This window comes from uncultured Gimesia sp. (genome assembly GCF_937910335.1).
Lineage (GTDB): Bacteria > Planctomycetota > Planctomycetia > Planctomycetales > Planctomycetaceae > Gimesia.
In genome coordinates this window covers 1-25,030 of record NZ_CALEMX010000034.1, presented here as the reverse complement: position 1 = coordinate 25,030, position 25,030 = coordinate 1, and the positions used below count along the sequence as shown (strand labels likewise).

Here is a 25,030-nt window from a genome sequence, read left to right as displayed (position 1 = left end):
TGACCAGGAAGTATCCTCTTCCTCGGGTTCTTCTTCTGCATCAAGGGCCGCCAGCTACTCGGCAGAAAAATATCGACCGGCAATGATACGAGTTGGTACGAGTAACGCAATAAAAATCGGAAACAAGATTCCCAGTGCGCTACTTTTGACAAACCACAGAATTGCCAGACAAATCAGTTGTAGAAGTGTAAAAGCGTGGATCGTCCAGCGAGGTACCTGGCGGATATAGTGTGTGATCGGATAAAGCGAGGGATCTCGCACCCATAGACTTAATCGTTCAAAAAACTGGTTACCAGACATCGAGACCACACCCATGAAAAGAAACAAGCCGTACATGATGGCCATGGGGATCGATTTTAAAAGCGGAAACAATAATAATGAAAACCCGATCAATATGTGAATCGTCAGCCCTGTTACGCGATTCTCCCGCACAAAAGTCACGCGCTCTCGTGTTTCTCCCGTGATGTCAGTCTCCTCCTTGAGTGTAGCCAGACTGCGAACATGATTCAGGGAACGAACTGTCGCAGCGACAAGCCAGGGTAGCCCAAATAACGAACAGGCACCAACGAGAACTCCTACCACAGCCAGATCCTGATGATAGGCATCCCCTTTGCGTAATCGGTGATCGGGGCTATTGACTACACGCGAGGTAATATTCTGATCCAGATAAATAAGAATCGCAACAAGTAAGGCAGGACCAGCGGCTGCATACCGAGTCCAGACAGGAGCCGCCATCAAATCGATCGCCCAGGGGCGGCCACTGGTTGTTCCAAATGTATCAGGCGCAGGCAACATATCGAGATACACTTCATGCAACCACACCGCAAACAGAGTCATCGACGCCAAAGCAATCGTAGGACCAAAATCAGCGAGAAATTCACGCATCTTCGGACGCAGATATTTACTACGCCGGAACCGAGACAAGCTCATGGCGATATAGTATGTTCCCAGGGCCAGCAATAAAGAAAGCAAAGCGGTATCGTGATGTTTTTTGACATCCAGATCCTCAAAGATATAAACCAGTGACTTAATTGCCTCATAGATAAAAATAATCGAAATGAGAGCTGAGAATATTTCATCGGTGAACCGAGTAAAATACTTCATTAAGCAACTGGTATCAGTGATCGCCATTAACAATATAAAACCAGCAGACCACAGGCCAACCCATGCATAGGATGCCAGAAAGGGAATACTTAAATCGGCGCACAGGCGATATAAAATCACCGTGAACACCAGTAATGGCCCCGTCCCACCCAGAATAATCAAGGGTTGGCCAGCAAAAAGCGCATAAATGATTCCACAGACCGCTGAGGCTAAGATCATTTCCACAACACCGATTTCGCCCCCTGTTTGCACGGCCATCACACTTCCAAATGTGACTGCCGGAGCCAGGCAAGCAAAAAAGAGAAACAAGATTGAACCAGCACATTTGGTGTGTATGCCATCACGAAAGTCACTCAAGTAGTGTGGTTTTCGTCGCGCGATGTCTTGTTTGAGTCCACCACACAAGCGGCCCGTGTAAATCAGACTTTCTGACTTTTTTTCTTCCTCTCGACCCTTGGGTGAGGTTCGTATCAGAAAATAGTTAAAGGCTTCTAATAATTCATCGCTTGAACCACCATTACCCAGTTTATAGCGAACATCATCATCAGAAGTGAGGCGGGCTATGATTGCAAGACTGTCCAGATGCAACGCAGCGGAATCCGGTGGACCCAGCAACAAAAACAGAAACTGAGTGAACCCCCCATCGGGAGCCCCCATTTTGATGGGTTGTGCAAGGCGAACAAACATCGCGATCTGCTTGTCAACTCCATCAAAATACGCATGGGGGATCGCCGTCGAATTGCCAATCGTCGTCGGCATCTCCTTCTCGCGCTTTAACAAAGCAGAGACGACTTGATCTTCGATCTGGGGATCGATAACCCCCCGGGATGCCATTTCGCTGACACTTTGTTGTAAAGCGGACGTAATATCCGTCGCTTCCAGATCAAGAATCACATGACTCGTTTTAAATGCGTCAGAAATCAGCTTCATGAAAATTTCAGCCAATCGTTTCAGAGTGAAAACTGGAATTCAATGTCAGAAATGATACTGACCCTGATAGGTATCAGTACGTGATATGAGAGAATCAAAATGGAAACGGCCTCAGACCTAACCCAGATCCCCTTTGGTTCAATTTCAACTCAATAAACTGTCATGCACATCAACATAATAAGCAATTTGATCCGTTTAGCAAATTTTTAATCAGCATCCAGAAAAATAACGTCTGACATCAGATCTCGAAATGATGCCCAACGTTGCCAATGCTCCCCTATTTTGAGATCACACAAGATGGATTCGTGCTCAAATTGAATAATCGGGCAATCACCCCGCGCTGACATCGCGTTGAGATCAAAGCACATTGGATCGTAGTTGTGAGGCGCACGCGCAAACGGAACATACCCTGCGGGAATCAAAGTCTCCGTGAGTGCCCGATCATCAAAAATTGTTTTTGACAGACCGGTGAGATCAGCGCCCGGCGGGTTAGGCAACAAACGAATCACACCCAAATATACTTCCATCCAGCGAATGGAAAGCACCAGTTGTTCATACAGCACTGGGAATCGCCCCGAAATGCGCGCATACAACGTCTCCAATGCTTCCGGGTTAGTCTCAACGCGCAGCGGTCTCCAAAATTCCAGTTCATCACGACATCCTGATTCATCCTGCCAACGATCCCACTCATCCAAATCTCGTTTAACAATCAGCTCCACTGGTGCCCCATCCAAAGCGAGCATGTCATCGAGTCGCGAAAAGGAATCCACAAACTGCTGCAGGAGCTTAGAATCAGACATAAATAGCACCGGTTATCATCCTAAGCTTCCTTAGGAGACTTCAACTCGCTGTGTAATTTTTTACGGTAATGAAAATAATCTACCCAGTAGAGGATAAAGGTGATTACGAACAACAGCATACATACTGTTACCAATATCACACTCAAATTAAGGGTAAAACGAGATCGAAGTAGATCCCAAAATATGAATAACATACTACTCATTGAAAAAGTAAGCAAAACTATCACGACACGAATCCGCCGAAGATGCTTTTGATATTTTCGTACTTTTGTGGATGCAATGTGAGTATCTGACATATTATTCACAGTCTCTTTTTAGCTGAGGAAAAATGTGTCAAAGACGAATGGTACGGTAGCCAATTTTTAGATTTACAATTGGGCGTTGCTCCCATGACGAAGTTATTGCTCCAAAAGTGGTTCATTTGATAATACATTCTTCAGACTTCCAGACACAGATTATTTCGTGCCTTTCGTGATTTTCGTGGTAGAAAATCAATCCAGAAAACATACACGAGCGCGCACAAAATCCCTGCAAGATTCGCCCATAGCCCTTGAATCAGCCTAATTCAAATCCAACACATCAGCCATCGTATACACCCCCGCGCCTTGTGCCGCCAGATACTTGGCGGCGGTCAACGCACCATAAACATAGCTGTCCCGCGTATGGCCGCGTACTGTCAGGTCAATGGTTTCGCCCATCATCCCAAACACAATGGTATGCTCGCCGACATTGTCACCCGTTCTTAAGGCATGATAACCAATTTCAGAGGTCGGCCTTGCTCCCGGTCGACCATGCCGACCATGCACATGCTCGGTCTGTCCCATTTCATCCGCAATGATTTCACCAAAATGCAAAGCCGTCCCACTGGGGGCATCTTCTTTAAACCGGTGATGGCGTTCAATCACTTCTACATCCACACCATTGGGAGAGCTCTTCAATGAATGAGCCGCCTCGCGTACCAGCTTCATCATCACATTGACGGCCAGACTCATATTCGGCGCCAGAATCAGAGGCGTCGTTTGCGAAGCAACCAGGACCTCATTCTTTTGTTCGGGCGTCAATCCTGTTGTCGCAGCCACCAGAGCAATTTGACGCTCTGCACACACCTTGGAAATTTTTACCAGGCCGTCCGGCAATGAAAAATCAATGATCACATCCACTCGCTCAGTCAATTCCGATTGAACCGTCACGCCGACAGGACCGACGCCAGCGACTTCGCCGACATCCTTCCCCAGCGCAGGAGAATTTTCTGAATCCAATGCCGCGCCGAGTTTTAAATCCTGATCCTGACAAACCAGAACGACCACGCGCTGCCCCATCCGACCAGCGGCACCATTCACTCCGACGATAAGTTGTTCACCCATCTCTCACTCCCACTAACGAAATCTGTTTCTATACAAATTGGATTTATTCAAAACTGACGACTGACAATGATCGTAATCTACCGGCCTGACTTTTCCAATCAGGCCTGCTACATTCTATCTGCATTTTCATTTTATTCACCCTGTATTTTAATTTCTGCCCGCGCCCACTCTAATTCCTGCACCACTTCCGCCTCCGTCTCAACCGCCAGCCGCGCTTCCAGCGAAACAGTAATCCCCGCCCCGCCCAGATTCCCTAACGCCCAGGCCGAGGCGCCTCGAATCAGAGGTTCAGAATCGTGGAGCGATTTCAGCAGAACCGGAACCGCTGAAGAATCCCCCAGGTTTCCCAACACTATCGCCGCATTCCTTAACAACCCGGCCCGGCGCGCTCTGGACATCGGCGTACTCTGAAATCGTTCCTGAAACGCTGCTGCGTCCAGCGATAATATCTCGACAGCATCCACGGGAGAAAATTCTTCCACGGGTTGAAATGATCGCTCATGACTAACGGGCGCTTTCCGGTTCCACGGGCAGACATCCTGACAGACATCACAACCAAAAACCCACTCCTTCAGGCCCGTTCTTAACTCCAGCGGAATTGGCTGATCGCGGAGTTCGATCGTCAGATACGAAATACATTTCCGCGCATCCAGCGTACTCGCTTCAACAAACGCATCGGTCGGACAGGCATCTAGACAGCGTGTGCATGTACCGCAGTGAGAGGTCTGATGGGGTTCATCGTAATCCAGCTCATCACTCAACAGCATGCCCGCCAGAAAAAACCAGCTGCCTTCGGTTTTATTCAAGAGCAACGTATTCTTTCCGATCCATCCCAACCCTGCCAGTTGTGCAAAATCCCGTTCCAGAAGGGGCGCGGTATCTACCACGCCGCGTGTTTCACAATCCGGAAAATGCTCCCGAATTATCTTTGAAAGCTGTTTCAATTTCTTTCGGATCACACTGTGATAATCAGTACTGCCCCAGGCATATCGTGAAATCCGTGCCTGTGTCCCCGAACGCGGAGGAGGTTCCTCCGTTCGGTAATTCAACGTCAGCATCAACACACTCTTGACGGAACTCATCACATATTGAGGATGCTGATACGCATCTTTACGACGTTCGAGATAACTCATCTCGCCAGCATAACCCGCATTGAGCCAATCAAGAAACTGATGATAACCTTCCGGAGTCACCGCCGGTGCGATCCCCGCCAGATCGAAGCCCGCTTCAAGAGCCAGCCGCTTGATCAGCGCGCTCTGCTGACCTTGATCGCGTGCTGGAAGATCTGATGCTTCGGCCATAATTTTCTCTAACGCAGACGCTTTGAATTAAACCGACGGATGAGCCTGAATCTGTTCCCACTGTGTGCGACCCACTTTCAGAACTTCTGCATCGTCACATTTAGCTAAAGGCGTATAACGCGGATGACGCGATTCTTTATACGGATCGTTGTGCCGCGTATTGTAACAGCAGATAAAACCCCAACGCGGATGCTCACTCTTGTTTTGATCAGAACGGTGTAACAGATTGGAATGAAACAAAACCGCGGAGCCCGGCTCTAATGTGCAATGCACCAGTTCAAATCGCTCGCACGCTGCCTCAACCCGTTCCGGGTCTGCCCCCGTCTGATCGCCGACCGGCCCATGATCGATACGCCCCATCAAATGACTCCCTCGCAACACTTGCAGACAGCCGTTCTCCACAGTCGCACGGTCCACCGCGATCATACAACTCCCCATATCCGGGAATAGACAGCCATTGCCGTACCAGTATCCATAATCCTGATGCCAGGCCCAGGCTCCACCCACGCGGGCTTCCTTTTGAATCATCTTATGATGGTAATGATAGACCTCATCACCCAGTAACGCTTCCATCCGGTCCACAACGCGATGACAGCGCGCGATGGCACCATAAATGTCATCGTGAGCTTCATTCTCGATATTCAGCTTCACTGCGCCCCCTTCGCCATCGGCGCGGCTGAAAGTCGCTTGCTGCATCGCCTCATCGGCGCGCCCAATCTGTCCCAACAAGCTGACTTCTTCCTGGCTGAAGAGATCTTCCACAACCAGAAAACCATCCTGCTCAAACTGAGCAATCTGCTCTGCAGTGAATAACATCGCAGTCATATTACTTCCCCTCATTCTCAAATGAAGTCTCTTTTCATGAGTTCAGGAAGCAGTTTTTACCCTATCCGGGATAGCCTTTTCGACTGGCTGGTGCCACTGTTGGCTCGTTATTTAGACCGGACACATGAGTAACAACCAACTCCCACCACACAATAGATTCGACTGGCGGGTGCCACTGTTCAGCTTTAACAATCGACACTGTGATCCCCCCAATCAAGGACTCCTTTAATATTGATAACCCAAAAATCTTCTCACTGTCGTACAAGCCGTCAGTACCACCCAAATCTCAATAGAAACCCATAACCTAGTTTACCGTATTCCAACACTCGTTTCGACCATCACTGCATCCCGAAACAAAAACACAGCCCGATTGTGGCCGAGCTGTGTTTTATCTGAATTTCAGAAATTCATTATAGAGAATCGATTTATGCTTCATCCAGCAAGTTGACGGCTGCAAACTCCTTACCCTCCAACATCGCCAGACTGGCACCACCGCCCGTACTCACGTGGGACACCTGATCGGCAAATCCGAGTTGCTGTATCGCAGCGGCACTGTCACCGCCGCCGATAATACTCGTCGAATCACTGTCAGCAATTGCCTGCGCCACGGCTTTAGTTCCTGCGTCGAAAGGAGTCATTTCAAAAACACCCATCGGACCATTCCAGACAACGGTTTTGGCAGACTTGACGGTTTCCGCATAGATCTTTGCCGTCTCGGGACCGATATCAAGTCCTTCAAAACCATCAGAAATTTCACCGGCTTTGACAACCTGCTTATTACAGTTACTGTTGAAGTCGTCACCACAATGCGTATCGACGGGCAACATTAACTTATCTCCCCCCTTCTCGATCAATTCCTTAGCCAGTTCCACTTTGTCTTTTTCCACCAGACTGTCACCCACCTGGCCCCCTTTCGCGAGCGAAAAGGTATAAGCCATGGCCCCGCCGATCAGTACTTTGTCACAAATTCCCAGCAGGTTATTGATCACGTTAATTTTATCAGAGACTTTAGCGCCTCCCAGAATGGCGACAAAAGGACGTTCGGGATTGGCAATCACATCGGTTAGATACTGAATTTCTTTTTGAACCAGAAATCCAATGACCTTCGGTTTGCCAGCCATCGCTTCAGGAACCGCGACCATCGAAGCATCCGTACGTTGGCAAGTTCCAAACGCATCGTTACAGTAAATATCTGCAAACGCTGCCAATTCACTTGCAAATGAGGCATCGCCTTGTTTCTCCCCGGCATTAAAACGCAGGTTTTCCAGTATCAATACCTGCCCCGCTTCCAACGCTGCTAATTTGGCTTTGGCATCGTCGCCGACGGTATCCGTCGCGAAAGAGACATCCTGGCCGAGCAACTCACCCAGACAGGACGCGGTCGGCTTCAAGCTATACTTGGCATCCCCGCCATCCCCTTTCGGACGACCCAGATGGCTCATTAAAACCAGACGTCCGCCCCGATCAATGACCGACTTGATAGAAGGCAACGCCATTCTGATCCGCCGATCATCGGTGATGTTGAGATCATCATCCAAAGGCACATTGAAATCCACTCGCATTAATACGGTCTTGCCTGCAACGTCTACGTTTTCAATTGTCTTCTTAGCCATGGAAACTTGAACCAGTCTCTTTCAATACAGAATTTGAGGTATAATGATACTGTTCCGAACACTTTTATTTTGAAAAGTATTCCTGATTATGATTTTTGCAATCTCGACTCTACGTCAAAACTACTTCCGCCGACAGAACGCAAGAAAACAGACTATTCGTCCATGACGTCTTTTTCTTTGGCGCTCGCGATACTGTTCACTTTGCCTTCAAATTTTTTAGTCAGGTCTTGAACGTCGGTCTTAGTATTGTCGCGTTCATCTTCCCCCATCACCTTATCTTTTTCTGACTGATCGGCATGCTTATTCGCATCGCGGCGGATGTTTCTGATTGAAACGCGGGCCTCTTCTGCCAGTTCTTTCACGCGCGAGACAAGTTGACGGCGACGCTCCGTAGAAAGCGGGGGAATATTCAACCGCACCACGCGCCCATCACTATTCGGGGCCAATCCTAAGTTACTGGCCTGAATAGCCTTGGAAATCTCTCCCACCATCTGACCATCGAAAGGACGAATGAGAATCTGTTGAGGCTCAGGAACACTAATATTTGCCATCTGCTTCAAAGGAGTCGGTGAACCATAGTAATCTACTCTGATCGAATCCACGAGAGCCGGCGTAGCACGACCGGTGCGAATCCCCTGCAACTGCCCCTGCAAAACGTGAACCGCTTTGTCCATTCTCTCTTCGGTATCAAGTAAGATTTCGTCCTGGTCCATGCTACAAGTCCTCCGAAATGATGCTTTATCTAAATAGATTTTTTATGTGATCCTGGAAATACCAATTCCCAAATGTATCGTGTCTTTCCGTTGCACTATGTAAATTGCAATACGGAATCTCACAATACAGAGCCAATTCCCTGGAAACGGAATCAATACTCGACTGATTTTAGTTGACCGGCTATTAAAATCAAACCATCAGGAACGAGAAAAACCAGCTGAAACAGGTCCAGCTGGTTTTTAATAGTAAATCCACTCAAAAATCACCATCACTACAATCCGATGATCAAGAAATGGGGGATTCTTCACGATTCATTAAGCCACTCAAATACAGCAAATTCTTCTCATGCGGGATAGTGGTTTGAAATTTCAAATTCTTATTACTGGCCTGAAGCAGATCGCGACGGCTGATTTGTCCTACCAGAGAGCCATCTTCGCGAACCACAGGCAACCTGCGTGTCGCAGTGCTGAGAAATATCTGGGCAATCGTCAGTAAATCAGTCTCTTCAGAGATGCAGCGCGCCTCAGTATCGACAAAAGGAAAGATCTGAGAAGAAGGAAGTTGCTCGTAGCTGGATTTGATCAGCACATCCATACAACAGCGTTCAGAAAACACACCCAACACTCTGTTCTCAGGATCAATCACAGGTGCTCCTGAGATACGATGTTTTAACAGCATCCCGATTGCTTCTAAAACATCCATGTCCGGAGTTAATGTAATTAACTTCGTTACCATAATGCTCTTTGCGAGAATGGGCTTATCCATCGCTACTCCCCCTGTAAAATGAAGACTGCGGACCTCTAAGAAAAATGAGACACACTACAAAAGAAATGAATAACCGTTGAAGATGTGTGTTCTCACTTCAGAAATGAAATAACGTGAAATACGTTATCGAAAACTCAAATGTGGGAAACCTGCTTATTCTAACAGGAATTTCCGGGAATCTCAAAAAGATTTTCACAAAGCAGGTCCGATTCCGGTGATCCTAATGACCTTTATCTTCTTCCAAGATAAGAACTTAATCAATTCCTGAAAAATCGTCTTCCACTGAGACTTTGACTCTATTTCTGATTCATGTGATAAGAGTTAGAATAACAGACTTATCAGAAGAGACTGCAGACGCCTATAATCGATACTGTTTAAAAAATGAACTCCCTTCAGAAATCTTGCAGCAGGAAGGCAAGAATTTCTATCTGTCCCAAACAACATAGAAATCGAATTTTAATGTCAAGCAGAGTGGAAATTGATGGAGTAGGCCTGCACCTCGGTCGCGCCGATCAGACAACCGGTGAATGGATTGGACAACATGAAGCCTTAAAACAGTTGCTAGCCTGCTGGCTCGTAATTGATGAAAAAGATATGCCATTAACCCCGCGGCTGGTTGGTACGCCGGGAATCGGAAAAACCTCGCTCGCTATCGCAGGTGCCAGAACGCGAGAGCAGGAGCTTTACATTTATCAATGTACCGCCGACACCAGGCCGGAAGACTTACTGATTACACCCGTATTGGCAGAGAGCGGCAAAATTGCGTACCACACTTCTCCACTGGTAACCGCCATGATTCGAGGCGGAATTTGTGTACTCGACGAAGGCAACCGCATGAATGAAAAATCATGGGCCAGCCTTGCACCATTGCTTGACCATCGTCGCTATGTTGAATCGATCGTAGCGGGTTTGACAATTCCCGCTCATCCCGAATTCCGTTGTGCCGTCACTATGAACGAAGATGAATCGACGTTTGAAATCCCCGACTATATTCTCAGTCGCCTGCAACCCAGTATTTCATTGGAACATCCCAATCGGGAAGATGAAAAGATGATTCTGAAATATCATCTTCCCTTTGCTAACGAACATATGCTTGATCTGACGGTCGATTTCCTGCAACAGTCGCATAGTCTGAAACTTGATTTCTCAACGCGTGATGGAATTAATGTCTTAAGGCTGGCATTGAAACGCGCCGTTCAAGATAAGGGTCATCCACTCAGTAAAGATGTCCTCTGGCTGGAAGCACTCAAAAGTTGCCTGGGAGATGATGCACTCGATCTGGAATCGCTTTCAGAAAAACGAACCCAAAGCCTGGGCGGGAATATGATGCCCATGGGACTGGGCGATTTCTTTTTCTCACCAGATAGCCCACTGCATCCAGATCGAGATGACGATGATGATGTGGAATTCGATGACGACGACGACCAGGAAAGCTACTAAGAGCGCTTCCCACTGAACCAGAACGCCTTTCATCTTATGATACTCGTTTAAATGGTCTTGGAGACGCTGCAATAAACCTGGAGACAGGCTAAGAACGCTTCCCAATAAACCGGATCACGGGCTTGAGCGCGTCAGGGTTTTTTCGCAGCCACCGGTGGCTCTTCATAACTCAGCCTGATTTGAAACGGTTCGATCACAATATTTTTCTGATCCACATCAGGAACAACCCAGATCCGCATCCGATTGCTGCGCGAGGTTTCATTGAAAACGATATCGCCATTTCGTAAATCGACTATCTGCAAATCAATCTGAGTTCCAGCGCTGGAAGGCATGCCTTTGAATTTACGGATGCCAAAGGTCAAAACAGGCAGATCAAGAAATTGTGAAAGATCGAGACCCTGGGCTTCCAGAGGCAGCGACCACATCATCTGACCCGTCTTCCGATCTATGGAATAGATCACGCCATGAAAAGGATACGAAGAATATAATGTTCGATAAGAAATACCATTCTTCACCGTGTATTTTAAATTCACAAAAAACAGATATTGCCGCGAGTTTTTCAGTACCAGCAATTTAGTGATATTGGATAATGGATTCGCCTTGATTTCAAATTTCGTTTCGCCGGTTCTTAAATTCAAAACGGACATCATTCCTTCTGAATTGATCATCGCGATCTCATGACTTTGCCCCAGTGTGTAAGTCGTGGACTCGCTTAATAGATGACTCCAGACTTCTCTATTATTGGATAAATCTCTTAAAAGCAGCCGTTGTGTATTATCTGCTTCTGGAGTCAGCGTCAGTAAATACCGTTCGAATGAAAATACGGCAGTTTCCCCCTGATCCAGTTTTAAAGATCTGAGTACCTCACCACTCTGGCCACTCAACACAACATAACGCGGACCGAAACGCTCATCAGGCGCCATTACAATGACATGATTTGCATCACCGAAATGCCAGCTGCTCATCGTGATTCCCTGGCGTTTCCATAGAATCCTACCCGTTAACAATTCAGCTGCGATCAACTCATCGGCAACTTGATAGCATATAAATTCCTCATTAATCGTACCAATCCGTCCCAGTAACTCTCGATCAGCATTTCTTGTCTGATACTCGCGCAAGGCGGGAGCCACACCTTTACGATCAATCGAAATATAATCGTGTATACTAGGCGGGCCAGCAATAAGCCTCTGCTGCCATAACAAAACGGGCTGATTGGTTGCATCCCGGTTTAATGTATCCAACACGAAAAAATGAGATCCGAAGTCCACGACCAGAAAATGCTGATAGACTCTTGCAGAGAATGAGGATTGCCGCGGAACGTCAATCTCCGCCTGTTCTAATGAAAACGCCCACTGCTGCTTCCCCTGCCCATTGAATGCCAGAAGATATTCTTTGGCCGGCCCGACTTCGAACCGATAATTGTCGAAGAATGAATTTGATAGACCGACAACTTCAACAGGTAAAGATGTATTCTGCCCTTTAGATTGTTCATCGCGATACACCTGAGCCGGAAAGTCTGGCCAGTTTGCACCAGCCGCTTGCCACTTCTGAAACTCCGGCGATGACTGCCACAGCTGAGCTAACTGCAACGATGTTTTCCCATCCATGCAAATCACTTCAGGCCACCGCGTGACCAACTCCTGAATCAACTCTTCCGCCTGAAGTTGTTGACTTTCCCCTAGATAGATTTGCGCCAGTTTCGCGGTTGCAAACGCGGCCATCACAGGTTGTTTTGCCTGTCTGAGGTCTTCCAGATGCGGCATTAATCGGCGACGCAATTCTGTCTGTTCGTTGATTGAACTACCTTGTATCGCCTGCTCTAATTTTCCGACGAGAGCCACTCGCGCCTGTTGCGTCTCCGGTAAATTCCCGCAACATTTCAGATATCGTTCCAGCGTTTCCTGATTGGCATCTTTAAGATGATCTGAGTAATATCTCGAAAAGAACAACCGGATCTGATCGCGTTCTTCAGTGGAAGCACGCGCGGTGATGAGCTCTAACTGAGAACGAATCCAACGATCCGTGCGTACAAACGAGCCCCCTTTTATCTTCTTGGCATCGAAAATATTCTTAAGCTGTGACAGTCTCAGATAATTTTGAAGAGCAGCTTCCAGATTACCCGCCCGCTGATAATTGAGAGCCAGAATCTGAAAAAATCGCTTACGTTGATCGTCGTCAACCAGCAGATTTTCCATTTTGGAAACCTGATTTTGATTCTGCTCGAATGCATGATCCAGACGTTCCAACAGCATATCTGCGTACAACCGTTTGGCACGCAACGTCGGTTTGATTTGAATCGATTGGTCTATCTTCTTCATCGCCAGATCCACGTTACCGGAAAACAGATCAAGCTCGCCTCGCAATAGCTGAGACAATGCCAGATCTTCTGGCTTCCGGGATAAATCCGCCAGCCGAATTTGTTCCCGGATCGTATCCATTGATTGAAAACCAACCACCTCGGTTTCGTTTTGAGAGACCAGCATGCCCTGGGCTGCTGCCAGATTACCAGGTAGTGAACCGGTTTCGATTCGCGAACGTGCCAGAATCAATCCGTCGTCAAGACGAATACTCAGGATCTCGCCCGTTTCAACTGGTTGGAAATACGTATTTTTCACTACGATTCCACGGCCACTAGGCCCGGCAATCGGACATGCTTTCGGCCAGGCAGCCGATCCATCACTCGTTTTAATCGCATCAATCTGGTCATTGCCGACCAGTAAAATTTTTCCTTTATGAATGCTAGCAATAAAAAGATTGCCCCGCCGGGGTCGTGACCATAATAATCTTCCATCGAACAGATTCAGACATTGAATATTTTGTAGTTTGCGAGAATAAATCAACACACGGTCATCAAAAATCACCGGCGTAAACTCTGCCCAGCCTTCTTCATTCTGACTGGTCACACGCGAAAATGCAGAATAAGGTGAAATCTCTTCGCCGGCATCAATATTCCTCCATAACAGTCTTCGCGTCACGGCATCAATGCCGACAGTGCAGCCCGCACCCGTCTGACACACAATGACACCATGTGCTGCGGAAGGGCTTAACCCCATCCTCCGACGAACGTGATCCATCGGCCGACGATCGGTAGTATAGTCACGGGCAATCGGGTTCTCACTGCGGAATAAAGATTGCGTCCAAAGTGTTTTTCCTGTTTGGGCATCCAAAACCAGCAAGCGAAATTCTCGCCCTTCCTCTGCCAGACAATATAAGTTTCCGTGAAGCGCAAGTGGGGGACCCAAAAAATAGTGTCCGGAATAATCAATCGCATTTTGCAAACGGGGGCCTCCCAATTCCCAGGCGAATTTTCCCGAATCCAGTTCAAATGCCATCAGACGATTAAACGATTTAGGAACCAGAATATTCTCTGAGTCGAGCCGACTGAAATGATAAAACCCCGCAATAAAACCCACATTTTCCACACAGTAAACCAGATTTCCATCTGTGCTTAAATGCCCGATCGTATAATCTTGCCAGGCGCGTTGTGCCAGAAAATTTTCCAAAGGAGTTCGCGGGGGTCCTAAAAATTCTTCATCTCGATTCTGAGGATCTTTTAACAATTCCTGATAGAGGGCATTCGAAATTGAAGTTTCCCATTTCAGCTCACCCGTTGCTAAGGAAACAGCTTTCAGATTGCGGTGGGTCCTGAAGATCACCTTATCATTAATGACCAGCGGACTGGCAGCAGGTAATACTCCCTCCTGATGTTCGCGGCGATGTTTGCCGAGTTTTTGAAGCATTTCCTCCAGTCGAGGTCCTTGTGCATGATCAGTGCGAGCGGGATCATGAATGGTCGAAAAACGCCAGACAGGTTTGGCGGAAGGTACGGCAAACGCAGCGGATGACAATCGCGAGGGACTTCCACGATACATCGTCCAATTCTTTTGTTCCTGTGCCGCGCTCAGGTCCAGGCTCCCCACCAGACCGGTTAACCAGTCTACCGGGTTCTCCTCTTTGAAAAACAGTGTCACCTTTGTTCCATTCGGAAATTCAAAAGTCTTTCCGGAAGTCAAACGAGCCAATTGCATCAATGCCTGACGACATTTTCCCAGGTTCCCTAAATGATACCAGGCAACTGACTGTTTAAATGTCAGATTGAGTTCCTTCGACTTCGTCAGATTATGCTGATTCCCAAGCGACTCCCATTGTTGAATGGCCGCCCGGAAATCTCCCCGCTCAAAGTAATACGCACCTAGAGCTTCAGCAGCCTCAGCGCCTGCTTTGGTAAAGAAATAACGACGAACCACTTCCTGCAACAGTGCGATATCATCCTGAGCCGTCGCTTGTTTAAAAAGTTGTTCTGCTGCGGGTCCATATTGCAGCGAATAAAATCGTCTCCCTTCTTCTGGCAATTCAGCGATGGCCTGTTCGGCCAAGCGTTTCAGGCTGAGAAAGTTCCGATCTTTTTCAGAAGAAACATAGTCTTCAGGCGCTTCCAGTATCGCCTGCAGTTCAGGAATACCTGCGGAATACTTTTTCTCTCTGATCAACTTCACAGCAGTATTAAAGCTCTTGGAGTAGAGACGGCTCGTCGGAAAGAGATTATGTAAATCTGACAGATCAGAGTCCGTCTTGCGTAGAGTCTGCGCGAAGCAAGGAACGGCAGTGATCATGCAATGTACCAGGACAATCACCAGCAAAGAAAAGAGGTGATGGCGAGATCCGGTGAATCTGGCTTGCTGAGAGTAAGAAACCATAGACAAAGGAATAAATCCAACTTCCTAAAATAGCATTCATAAAAAATAAAACGCGAACAGTCATCGAAAACGTTTATCTTATCTGAACTCGCTGGCGTCAGGGTAAATTCACGATAAATCTGCCCTCGTCAATAACTTCCTGAATTCCCGCATCATTCAATTGACCTTTAAGTTAAGCGGGGTTCGATTTGATCATCATGCAAACTGTAACCTCACCTGCAAAATCAATTGTATGCCGTCAGTACATTCACTGTCGAGTACGAATGACCAATTTTACAGGCGAGCTACAGGCGAATCACCAGATTGGGGATTCATTATATAACCCACAATCTATGATTAGGACTTCAGTTTATTGACCAGATTCAGAATCGCTTTGCTGTCATCGGCGGCTTTGACTTTCGTATTCTTCAAAACAACCTTACCCTTTTTATCAATCACAAAAGTCCAGCGGGCAGCGGTAACACCACGCGTTAAGGTTTCTTCCTTACCATCAAGGGTTCGCTTAATAGATCCACCAGGTCGCAACGGTACACCAAATTTCTTGGCGACACCACCATCTTCGTCAGCCAGCAGAGTGAAATTCAAATCATGCTCTTTTATGAAGAGCTGATGATTTCGTACTGAATCCCCACTGACACCAACGATCTCTACGTCTTTACCTTGCAGCTTTTTCATATCATCCCGAAATCCACAAGCCTGCTTGGTACAACCACCTGTCAAATCCGCTGGATAGAAATAGACCACCAATATTTTTTTGCCAATATAATCGGTCGACTTCCAACCTTTGCCCTTGTCATCTTTGGCAGTAAAAGCGGGTGCCGAATCGCCAACATCGACTTTGCCCGGAGGTCCTGAAATCTGACCAGAGGCACTGGCAGACAGACCACACAGAAAAATGAGACTCAACCAAGAATAGGAAATTTTACGATACGATACCTTCATGTCTTTCACCTTGTTTTAAAGTTTTAAATAGTTTTCAAACTGACAACTGGCCAGCTGAATTATGATTGTAACAAACACGTCAGAATATTTACTTCGTTAATAATGCAGAGATTTTCTTCCCTTCATCAGATTGCATTTTACCATAATTTCCAAAAACAGTTATTTTCTGAGGCTGCGCAATCAGCAATCGCTGGCCAACAATGACTAAATTGCCCCCTGCTTCTCCATGCAAATTACGTAAGGCAATTTTTTTCTTAAGAATACCCTGCGCTGCATCCACAACCAGTATTTCTTCCCGTAAAGGCCAATACACATCTTCTCCGGCCAAGATGCCCCGACCATAACCAAATCCTTCAGGATCCTGATAACCAACTTTCCATCTCACCGATCCCGTCTCTCGATCAATTCCCAATAGCTGATTGCCGCTCACAATCAGAGTTGATGAATTTACTCCCAGTAAATTCCGGACTTGAACCGGGAACTCCGTCTGCCAGAGCAACAAACCAGAATCGGCGTCAATCGCCATTAACTGTGTCGAGTCCTGCGGCGCAACAAATAGAATTCCACGGTCGTAAAGACAAGGCATCAGACCGGTTTTCATATGATCGCTTAACTCTTTCCGCGTCACTTCCTCTCGGGAAGGATACGTGACAACCCAGTTGATTTTTCCTTCTCGCGAATCCAGGGCAGCGATGGCTCCCATATCGGTTGAAAGATAAAGCTGTCCCTCCGCCAAAGTCAGTAATAAATGACTGATATAATTCACACCCTCTTCGATATTTCTTAAAGCCAGACAGACTTTTTGATTCCAGATCAATTCCCCGGTTTCTGTTGAGAAGCAGGCCACGTTCGTCTGCACTTCAGGAAATCCACGATGTAATACAACAAACAGCCTGCTTCCTGAAATGACCGGCGCACCTTCAAAAGACCAGACAAAATTCTGTTCGCGCAATTGGGAAGAGGAAATTTTCCAGAGCAGTTTCCCTTGCCCTTGATCAAGATCAAGACATACCAATTCTGAAAATAAACCCAACCGCTCATCTTTCGCGACAGAAGTAACCGGACTGCCCATCCGCGCGTAAAGCCGGCCCTCCGCAATCGTCATCGTGAAACGGGGAACTCCGACTACCGGACGAAACGGAATTCGAGGTGCTCCCTCTATGCGAGATGGATAGATCACCGGGCTGTCCTCTTTGTCATTTGACCAGGCTGGCAATCCATTCTTCCAGTTCAGCGCGTAAATCCGTTCGGCATTGTTAATAAAAACATGTTCTTGATGGATTACCGGAAAGAAGCCCGGAGGCACGGGTTTTGCAAACGCAGGTTGCCGGACAAAGCCCGGAGAAACGGCAGCAGGAATCGGGAACGTCCACTCGACTGCTCCCACTTCAATTTTCTTTTCTGCCCGATAATTGCGTGTCTGATGACCCGCAAACGTCTGCATTTCCAACCCTGTCTCGGGAAGCGAAACTAATGCACCATCTGTGAGTATTGACGATAACAAGGCGACCAGATTTCCCTGCTTTCCCGCCAGTAATCCGGAGACTTGCGGATACCTCTCACGAAATACACTCAATTCAAATTGAGCCCGCTTGAGATCCCCCTCAAAATAACTTACCAGAATCAACCTCGCCAGAATTTCAGGTATTGGTAAGTCGGTATCCGGATAATGGAATACACCCGCCTCACCACTCTGCTGAGCTCCTCCTACTGCAGGAATTAATTTCATCCAATAAAATCGGGCTTGCGAAAGAGCCCCCTGCTCAAAGGAGATTTCCCCCAGTCGATATAAGGCGTCATCTCCATAACTGCTCATCAACGCCTGTTCGGCAATATTTAATAGCGGTTGCTCAGAAGCTTCGGCCAGCGCCTGCTCATACCAGCGCTTGGCACGCGGATCGACTTTTTCACGATAAATGGTAATCGCTTCTTCTGAAAAACCTGCCAGCAAATTCTGACAGTATTCAGAAACACGCAGATATCGCCCCCTCGATTCAGGATAAAGCGAGTCGCCATCTTCCAGGGAAACCTGCACCAAAATATCGACGGCGTCTTCCCACTGTTTCTCAGACAGATAATCACGAACGGAACCCATTTTTTTGAGAACCGCGTTATTCACATCTAAAGAAACAGATTCGCGAAATTTCGGTGGAGTGCCTCTTTGCTCCAGCTGAGCCAGACTGATCTTCCCCGTACAACAAAATGTTGCCAGCAAAACCAGAATGATGAATCTGCGAGGCACTTGCATGGTTCGGAAAACCTCATCATCGTCAGCAATAGTTAAAGGGCATTAAAAAGGACACGCCCTGTTGGACGTGTCCTCTTTCTCGATTCTTCATGAGACGGTAGAGTTTATTTACTTGAACTTACTAGCTTTGATTTTAATCTTGCCCAAGTCGACCGTTTCACCAGCTTTTACATCGACTGTAATCGTCTTTTCCAGGTGTCCACTTTTTTCGTGCCAGGAACCGAATACGTTCTTACCTGCAGGAAGATTTTTAATCGTAAACTTTCCGTCCTTATCAGTCACCACAGCATAAGGGTGATCGACAATCAACCAGTAGGCGGTCATCCAAGGGTGAATGTCACAAGTCACCTTCGTCGGATATTTTTCTCCAATCACATTCGCTACTTCTGTTCCTTTACGGTCATTGGGGTTCATCATAAAATTCACAGGCTCGTTCCTGAACGGATTGGTATGCGTATTATGGCCCACAGGGTCACCTGATTTCACGAGCACTTTCTGATCGGTTCGAACCACCATCGCATGTGGAATAAAAGTACAACCCTTCTGATCGAAAACGACGGTTTTATCCTTGGATGATTTCAGATCAGGGTGAATCACTTTAGCTTTTTTCAGAAACATGAAGGCGTTTTGAATCCCATTGTTCTTGGGATTGATCACCAGATCATTGTTGAAATGATCCCCTTTCGCACAAACGGCAGCATCTTTGATGTTTGCATCGCCTTTTTTGCGCTGAACCACTCGTTCAGGCACAGGACCATCATATACGAACTGACCAGTTACCGTTCCCCATCCTTCTGCAGAAACATCTGTGGGCACGAGTAAATTCACACCACAAATCAGAAGAGTTGCAACAAAAATCTGGCTGAGATACATCTTTTGCATAATTAAAAACCTCGTTTAATTGAATAACTTTTGAACAGACCATCGCGGGGAGGGAAGGAAGACGGACACTGCATTCTAGACACGTGACCCGTTTTTTGGGCAGGCTTTCGTCAGGTAAGATCAGTATTCTCTACAAACCACCTTCAATGTACGAAATCTCGTTACTCTCAAGAATGACAGAACTCAGGCCCAAAATCAAGTATTTATGAAACGAGAATATCCCAATTTTCCGGATCAATAACCTATTTTAACGCAACAGGCACTGTTTTTGAGGTTCAGAATGCGATATCGGAAACACCCACATCCAACCGGAAATCTCACCCAGAGGACACTTCAAGAATAAGAGATTGCAAAAGCCCCTCAAACGCCTCGTTTCCCTGAGTCATCTCGGCCCCAATTTCGATGGCCCAGACCGGAACTTTAGACAATTTTTGTTCACTCAATTTGACGAGATCTTTACTCGTAGTAAGAATCAAGTCTGCTGAGGCCAAAGCTGCCTGACTTCCAATCTTCTGAAGTTCTTCGCTTGAATAATGATGATGGTCAGGAAATATCTGCATCCCCGCAACACGGTAGCCAGCGTTCTCCAAAGTCTGCCGAAAACCAAGGGGATTACCTATGGCACAGAACGCCCAAACCGTTTTCCCGGCGACAGATTCCAGCGTTTGCGTCTGGCCATCTGCATTCACTAAACCCAGAGGTCGAAACACAGCATGCGCTATCAGATCCTGAGACAACTCGTTCGCGATTTCCGCTTGCAAATTTTCCAAAGTTATTTGTGAACATTGATCTGCTCGAGTGAGAATCACAAAATCAGCTCGGCGTAATGCAGACTTCGGTTCTCGTAACAAACCACGGGGTAATAGAGATCCATAACCCCAGGGATTCAAGGTATCGATTAAGACTATGTCCAGATTACGTGCGAGTTTCCGATGTTGAAATCCATCATCCAGAATCAGAAGCTGAGCGCCCTCCGCAACCGCCTGCGCTGCTGAAGCACTTCGATTCGGATTCTGGTAATGAGGAACTCCTTGACATAAACGATCCAGCAATAATTTTTCGTCATTCACCTCACCCGGCAATGCTCGATACCCACGGCTCAACAACGCCACCTTGACGCCTTGCTCTTGAAACCACCGAGTCAAATAGGCGACGAAAGGCGTCTTCCCCGTACCTCCCGTTGTCAGATTACCTAAACTGATCACGGGAACGGCAGATATGTGCCTCGATCGAAGACGCCAATCGAACATCCGGCTACGTATCCCAACCGCAGCATGATAGGGAAAGCTGAGTACCCAGAAGCAAGCTTTCAGAAGTCGGGCGCACCAGTCCTGTCTCTCGCCTGAGATGATTCTCAGATATTCCACTTCGTTCACAAATCAGCCTGCTTCAAATTTCGAAGTCATGCAAGGAGCCGGCGGTGCCATTACAAAAAAACACGCCCTGTTCAGAACATGATAGCTGAGTGGAATCATTCTGGCTAATCTCCAGCCAGTCTTCACAACTCAAATCTCTACCATGCTCTCAACAAGACGTGGGTGCTATGGGACAAATTGGAACTCTTGAGAGCTCATCACGCGATAATTCGCTGCCTGATGAAATCAGAGAGCCAAGAGACGCAGATCGCTCTAAACACGCTACAAACCAGTGTGATCAGCACTATTTTTGTAACTGAGTTCAACAATTCGTCCCATAATCAAACGGACGCGTCGGGTCTGGGGAACATTCCCCGTCTCAGGATATATCGCATAGACCTGATAAATGTGTTGAATTCCGGGAATCAAAGGACGCTTCGTAACAAATTCCCAGATATCCTCATTCGCAGGGTCGCGATACCCCACCATTTCGTCCCGCTGTCGATTCAACGCGACGACCCGAATATCCGTTGCACCAGGTGCATAAATATCCAAACCTGCATCACGGGGGTGACCTTCTGGCCCATCTGCAGGCATCACTCGTGTGGGACGCTGATAGGCCGTACCCATCGTTCCCGGATAATGTAATATTATAGGATGTATCCCAACTCCGCGTGCGACTACTGGCGGCGATACAACACCACCGGCTCCCATCCCATCAGAACCAGCATAACTACCTCCGGACTGACACGACCGGCAACCGCCGCCCGCATTATTTCCCATACCATAGACGGCTCCTTCATAATAGTAATCTGCAATGGACCCACTGCCACAGGATCCATCCTGACAGCCACCTTTATGTTTATGCTTATGCCCCAGTCTCCAGGGGCTGCAACATTTTCCATGTTTCAGAAAACCACCACCTTTGCAGTGACCTCCACATTTATTATGTTTCAGGAAACCACTACCTTTGCAATGGCCTCCACATTTATGGCCAGCTTCCAACCGGTCTGGCATCGTAAACCAGGCCATGCCCAGAACCAACAGTCCGGCAAGACCTGCCTTGGCAGTTTGTTTTTTTATCATCTTAACCAATTGCTCCCTGTTTTAATGAGACCGAACTGAGGTCTTCCCTATCATCGCAAACACGATGACATCTCTCATAATCTTCAACTCTAAAGTAATACGCTTATTATTTTGTATGAAACGAACCAGTCGATTGATTCAAAGAAAACCAGACTGGCCTGATAGCGAAAGAAATCCCATTCTTCCTTATCATAGAGTCAGACAAACAATGTTGTTTGTCCGTTGTATTTGTCAAAGTGATTTGCAACGCAGCCCACTCTATTTTCAAATCTATCACCCGACAGCAGCGGTGCGGGAAGGAATCCAAAGAAAACCGCTTATTTGGGATTCGAGATAAACTGCTTTAGGAGTCCTTACGAACCGGTAAAGATTCCAACTCATTCAGATTAGATAAGCCTGTCAAAATATGGTGTTTCAGCCTGGCAAAGCAGAACGATTGAAGGAATTCCGACCAGTTTTAAGGGAAACTCCATCTGCAATCAGTATTCACCCAAAACCAGTTACAGAAACTGTTTGTGACATTCCAAACATGCCCGTCAAAGCGCCTGAATCGGGTCGGATTAGTCCATTTAGCCCGACAAAGACGAGGGAAATCCCACAGAAATAGACAACATTGACAATTCAACCTATGAGAACTAAATTGCCGTCTCCAAAAGTGTCGATGCCGACTGATGTATTTGTCACACACGCCTAGAATTTATGATCCGAAAATCAAAATTGATCTCGGACACATAATTGAAGTATAATACCGGCAACATATGATAAGTCCTGATGAACTCTACTGGTGATCTGATTTCCAGACGATCAGCCGAGTGATTGAGAGCCGGATTTTATAAGTCATATAAAGTAGTGTGAAACGTCTCTGTGAATGGATTCTGCACTATATGGTGTATAATGGAAGAGTTGTGAATTGTGTGCTGGAAGACAGCAAAGTTTCTTACATTATTAACAAATCTCAATACCTCAACTTTCATTGATACATCTAAGTTAATTCTTCTTTTGCAGAAAAGAGATTCGATAATGTTAATAAAGAGTAGTTTCCGATTTGGAATTCTGAGTCTGTTTTTGTTTGTGGTGAGCACTTCTGCTTCTTATGGCCAGGAATGGGCACAGAAGATGTTTGACAAGGACAAAATCGACTTCGGTGTCATTGCCCGAGGTTCGGACGCTGAGTTTCGTCTGAAAATTAAAAATATTTATAAAGATCCGGTCCATATTTCAAATGTTCGCACGACATGCGGATGCTCGGCTGCGGAACCTTCTAAAAACATACTGGAAAGCGGTGAAGAAGGTTACGTCCAGGTAACAATGGATACAAAACGATTTCAACGACGCAAAGATTCGAACGTGATTGTGACCATCGATGCTCCCCAGTATGCAGAAATTCGCATACCGATTACTGCCTATATTCGTACTGATGTCGTCTTCACCCCCGGTGCTGCCAACTTTGGTTCTGTCGAAATCGGAAAAGGAGCAGAAACAACCGTCGCATTGGGATATGCGGGCCGCGAAGATTGGGCCATTACTGGAATCGAATCCAAAAATTCGTCTTTGACAGCCAAAGCAGTCGAAACATCCCGTGCAGGCGGACGCGTAAATTACAACCTCGTACTCACGCTCGCTCCGGGAACTCCACTGGGACCAATCCGCGAGCAGATCATGCTGAGTACGAACGATGTCAATTTCAAATCCGTACCTCTGCTGGTGGAAGCGAAAGTAGAATCCGATATTACGATCACACCTCAGGTCGTCTCATTAGGAATGATGGTGCCTGGTCAGGAAAAAACGGTGAACGTCGTACTGCGTGGGAAAAAACCATTCGAAATCAATAAAATCGAATGCGAGTCAGATGATGAAGCGTTCAAAATTCGAATGCCAAAAGCATCACAACCGATTCACGTTTTACCACTAACGATTACTCCCCCCAACAAACCCGGCGATTATTCAGAAGAATTCACCGTCACCATTGCCGGACGCGGCGAACCCATCGTGTTTAAAGCCTTCGGAAAAATTTCTGATACGAAAACGAATTAGTCAAAAGACTGATTCTTCATTGCGAGAAAAAGGGCACTCTCTGAAGTGCCCTTTTTTTATGATGACTTCAGACTGTTGGAGGCGCTGCGCCTTTCAACCGATCAAGCACAATCTCCAGCATCAGGGGATGCAACCCCAGATGAGGACAGAGCCGGAAACAGGTCTCCGGATAGGCAACAGAAAATTCTCCCCGATATTCTTCCAGATCATTCTGCACATGCACACCAGCCGACAGAAAATAAGGTAGCATCAGAACCTCATTCGCCCCGGCTTTTACACAACTGGCGGCCCCTTCTGGAATAGTCGGTTCTGCCAGTTCTAGGTAAGAAATCTCTATGATCGGAAATAACTCGCGTTCCCTCAGCATCTCAGCCAGTTTGACAAGGTCCAGGTTAGCAGCAGCACGCCGACTGCCATGAGCAATCAGGAGAACAGCCTTCGTTCTTGCATCGGACATGGAATCAACCATAATAGAGAATACGATAATAAAGTTTCTGTACGACTTGAAAGATTATAGACTTCTTCCTGTCTCCTGACACTGTACATCGTTTAATCTATAATTCTCTAATTCACATCATAAATCAGCGACGTTTTTTATTCTATATCGAGTAGAAACCTTGAACACAAAAGAACACGAATCGGCCCCAGACAGGCTGGGCGAATATTTGATCGGGAAAAAAATTGGCGCCGGTGGAATGGGATCAGTCTATCTCGCCACCAACGTACATTCGGATCAACTGGTTGCCATCAAAGTCCTGCCTGGGGCACTTGCCAGAGAACCCGGTTTTGTCGAACGATTTCATCGTGAAATTGAAGCCCTGAAAAAAATGCACAATCCCTATGTGATTGAATTTTATGACAGCGGCGTTGAAAACGAAATCTACTACTATGTGATGGAATACGTTGAAGGTGAAACATTAACCAAACGGA

At 46.8% G+C, this 25,030-nt stretch carries 18 protein-coding genes; 3 read left to right on the top strand and 15 right to left on the bottom strand.

The genetic code is table 11. The features are described from left to right. Positions 1 to 54: 54 nt before the first annotated feature. From Q0668_RS01415 to Q0668_RS01380, 8 genes are all read right to left on the bottom strand, one after another. The gene (locus Q0668_RS01415; protein WP_298859212.1) at positions 55 to 2,034 is read right to left on the bottom strand and encodes a PTS sugar transporter subunit IIA; all 1,980 of its coding nucleotides are present in this window, start codon (positions 2,032 to 2,034) and stop codon (positions 55 to 57) included. Between the two features lie 206 nt (positions 2,035 to 2,240). After that, positions 2,241 to 2,834 (bottom strand): hypothetical protein, encoded by a 594-nt coding sequence (locus Q0668_RS01410; protein ID WP_298859210.1) that lies wholly within the window; start codon positions 2,832 to 2,834, stop codon positions 2,241 to 2,243. A 560-nt stretch (positions 2,835 to 3,394) separates the two neighbouring features. After that, entirely contained in the window at positions 3,395 to 4,198 is an 804-nt protein-coding gene (gene dapB / locus Q0668_RS01405; RefSeq protein ID WP_298859208.1) for a 4-hydroxy-tetrahydrodipicolinate reductase, read from the bottom strand. Positions 4,199 to 4,329: 131 nt separating this feature from the next. Further along, complete coding sequence (queG, locus tag Q0668_RS01400) at positions 4,330 to 5,499, bottom strand: tRNA epoxyqueuosine(34) reductase QueG (protein ID WP_298859206.1); 1,170 nt, start codon at positions 5,497 to 5,499, stop codon at positions 4,330 to 4,332. Between the two features lie 27 nt (positions 5,500 to 5,526). Beyond that, positions 5,527 to 6,324 (bottom strand): phytanoyl-CoA dioxygenase family protein, encoded by a 798-nt coding sequence (locus Q0668_RS01395; RefSeq protein WP_298859202.1) that lies wholly within the window; start codon positions 6,322 to 6,324, stop codon positions 5,527 to 5,529. Positions 6,325 to 6,749: 425 nt separating this feature from the next. After that, a complete protein-coding gene (locus Q0668_RS01390; RefSeq protein WP_298859200.1) occupies positions 6,750 to 7,937 on the bottom strand; it encodes a phosphoglycerate kinase in 1,188 nt (395 codons plus the stop codon). A 152-nt stretch (positions 7,938 to 8,089) separates the two neighbouring features. Beyond that, positions 8,090 to 8,650, bottom strand: coding sequence for a ribosome recycling factor (gene frr, locus Q0668_RS01385; RefSeq protein ID WP_298859198.1), 561 nt, complete (start codon positions 8,648 to 8,650; stop codon positions 8,090 to 8,092). 286 nt (positions 8,651 to 8,936) lie between these two features. Further along, positions 8,937 to 9,416 carry a CBS domain-containing protein gene (locus tag Q0668_RS01380; RefSeq protein WP_298859196.1) on the bottom strand — a complete coding sequence of 160 codons (480 nt, stop codon included), beginning with the start codon at positions 9,414 to 9,416 and terminating at the stop codon, positions 8,937 to 8,939. Positions 9,417 to 9,875: 459 nt separating this feature from the next. On the opposite strand from Q0668_RS01380, the gene Q0668_RS01375 reads away from it, so the two are divergent. Further along, positions 9,876 to 10,856, top strand: a complete 981-nt coding sequence (locus Q0668_RS01375) for an AAA family ATPase (protein ID WP_298859194.1) — start codon at positions 9,876 to 9,878, stop codon at positions 10,854 to 10,856. A 131-nt stretch (positions 10,857 to 10,987) separates the two neighbouring features. Here Q0668_RS01375 and Q0668_RS01370 read toward each other — a convergent pair whose 3' ends face one another. The 6 genes from Q0668_RS01370 to Q0668_RS01345 form a co-directional block, all read right to left on the bottom strand. After that, entirely contained in the window at positions 10,988 to 15,469 is a 4,482-nt protein-coding gene (locus Q0668_RS01370; RefSeq protein WP_298859192.1) for a PQQ-binding-like beta-propeller repeat protein, read from the bottom strand. A 420-nt stretch (positions 15,470 to 15,889) separates the two neighbouring features. Then, on the bottom strand, positions 15,890 to 16,495 hold the full coding sequence (locus Q0668_RS01365) for a peroxiredoxin (protein ID WP_298859189.1): 606 nt from the start codon (positions 16,493 to 16,495) through the stop codon (positions 15,890 to 15,892). Between the two features lie 88 nt (positions 16,496 to 16,583). Further along, a complete protein-coding gene (locus tag Q0668_RS01360; RefSeq protein ID WP_298859187.1) occupies positions 16,584 to 18,743 on the bottom strand; it encodes a PQQ-binding-like beta-propeller repeat protein in 2,160 nt (719 codons plus the stop codon). 108 nt (positions 18,744 to 18,851) lie between these two features. Beyond that, complete coding sequence (locus Q0668_RS01355) at positions 18,852 to 19,625, bottom strand: hypothetical protein (protein ID WP_298859185.1); 774 nt, start codon at positions 19,623 to 19,625, stop codon at positions 18,852 to 18,854. A gap of 317 nt (positions 19,626 to 19,942) precedes the next feature. Beyond that, complete coding sequence (lpxK, locus tag Q0668_RS01350) at positions 19,943 to 21,001, bottom strand: tetraacyldisaccharide 4'-kinase (RefSeq protein WP_298859180.1); 1,059 nt, start codon at positions 20,999 to 21,001, stop codon at positions 19,943 to 19,945. Positions 21,002 to 21,262: 261 nt separating this feature from the next. Then, the gene (locus tag Q0668_RS01345; RefSeq protein WP_298859178.1) at positions 21,263 to 22,066 is read right to left on the bottom strand and encodes a hypothetical protein; all 804 of its coding nucleotides are present in this window, start codon (positions 22,064 to 22,066) and stop codon (positions 21,263 to 21,265) included. 1,020 nt (positions 22,067 to 23,086) lie between these two features. On the opposite strand from Q0668_RS01345, the gene Q0668_RS01340 reads away from it, so the two are divergent. Continuing rightward, positions 23,087 to 24,100 (top strand): DUF1573 domain-containing protein, encoded by a 1,014-nt coding sequence (locus Q0668_RS01340; protein WP_298859176.1) that lies wholly within the window; start codon positions 23,087 to 23,089, stop codon positions 24,098 to 24,100. Between the two features lie 67 nt (positions 24,101 to 24,167). Here the strand turns inward: Q0668_RS01340 and Q0668_RS01335 are convergent, their stop codons facing one another. Continuing rightward, the gene (locus Q0668_RS01335) at positions 24,168 to 24,569 is read right to left on the bottom strand and encodes a sirohydrochlorin chelatase (RefSeq protein WP_298859174.1); all 402 of its coding nucleotides are present in this window, start codon (positions 24,567 to 24,569) and stop codon (positions 24,168 to 24,170) included. A gap of 148 nt (positions 24,570 to 24,717) precedes the next feature. Between Q0668_RS01335 and Q0668_RS01330 the strand changes: the two genes are divergently transcribed. Further along, positions 24,718 to 25,030, top strand: a 313-nt coding sequence (locus tag Q0668_RS01330) for a protein kinase (protein WP_298859172.1), incomplete at its 3' end; no start/stop codon positions are given.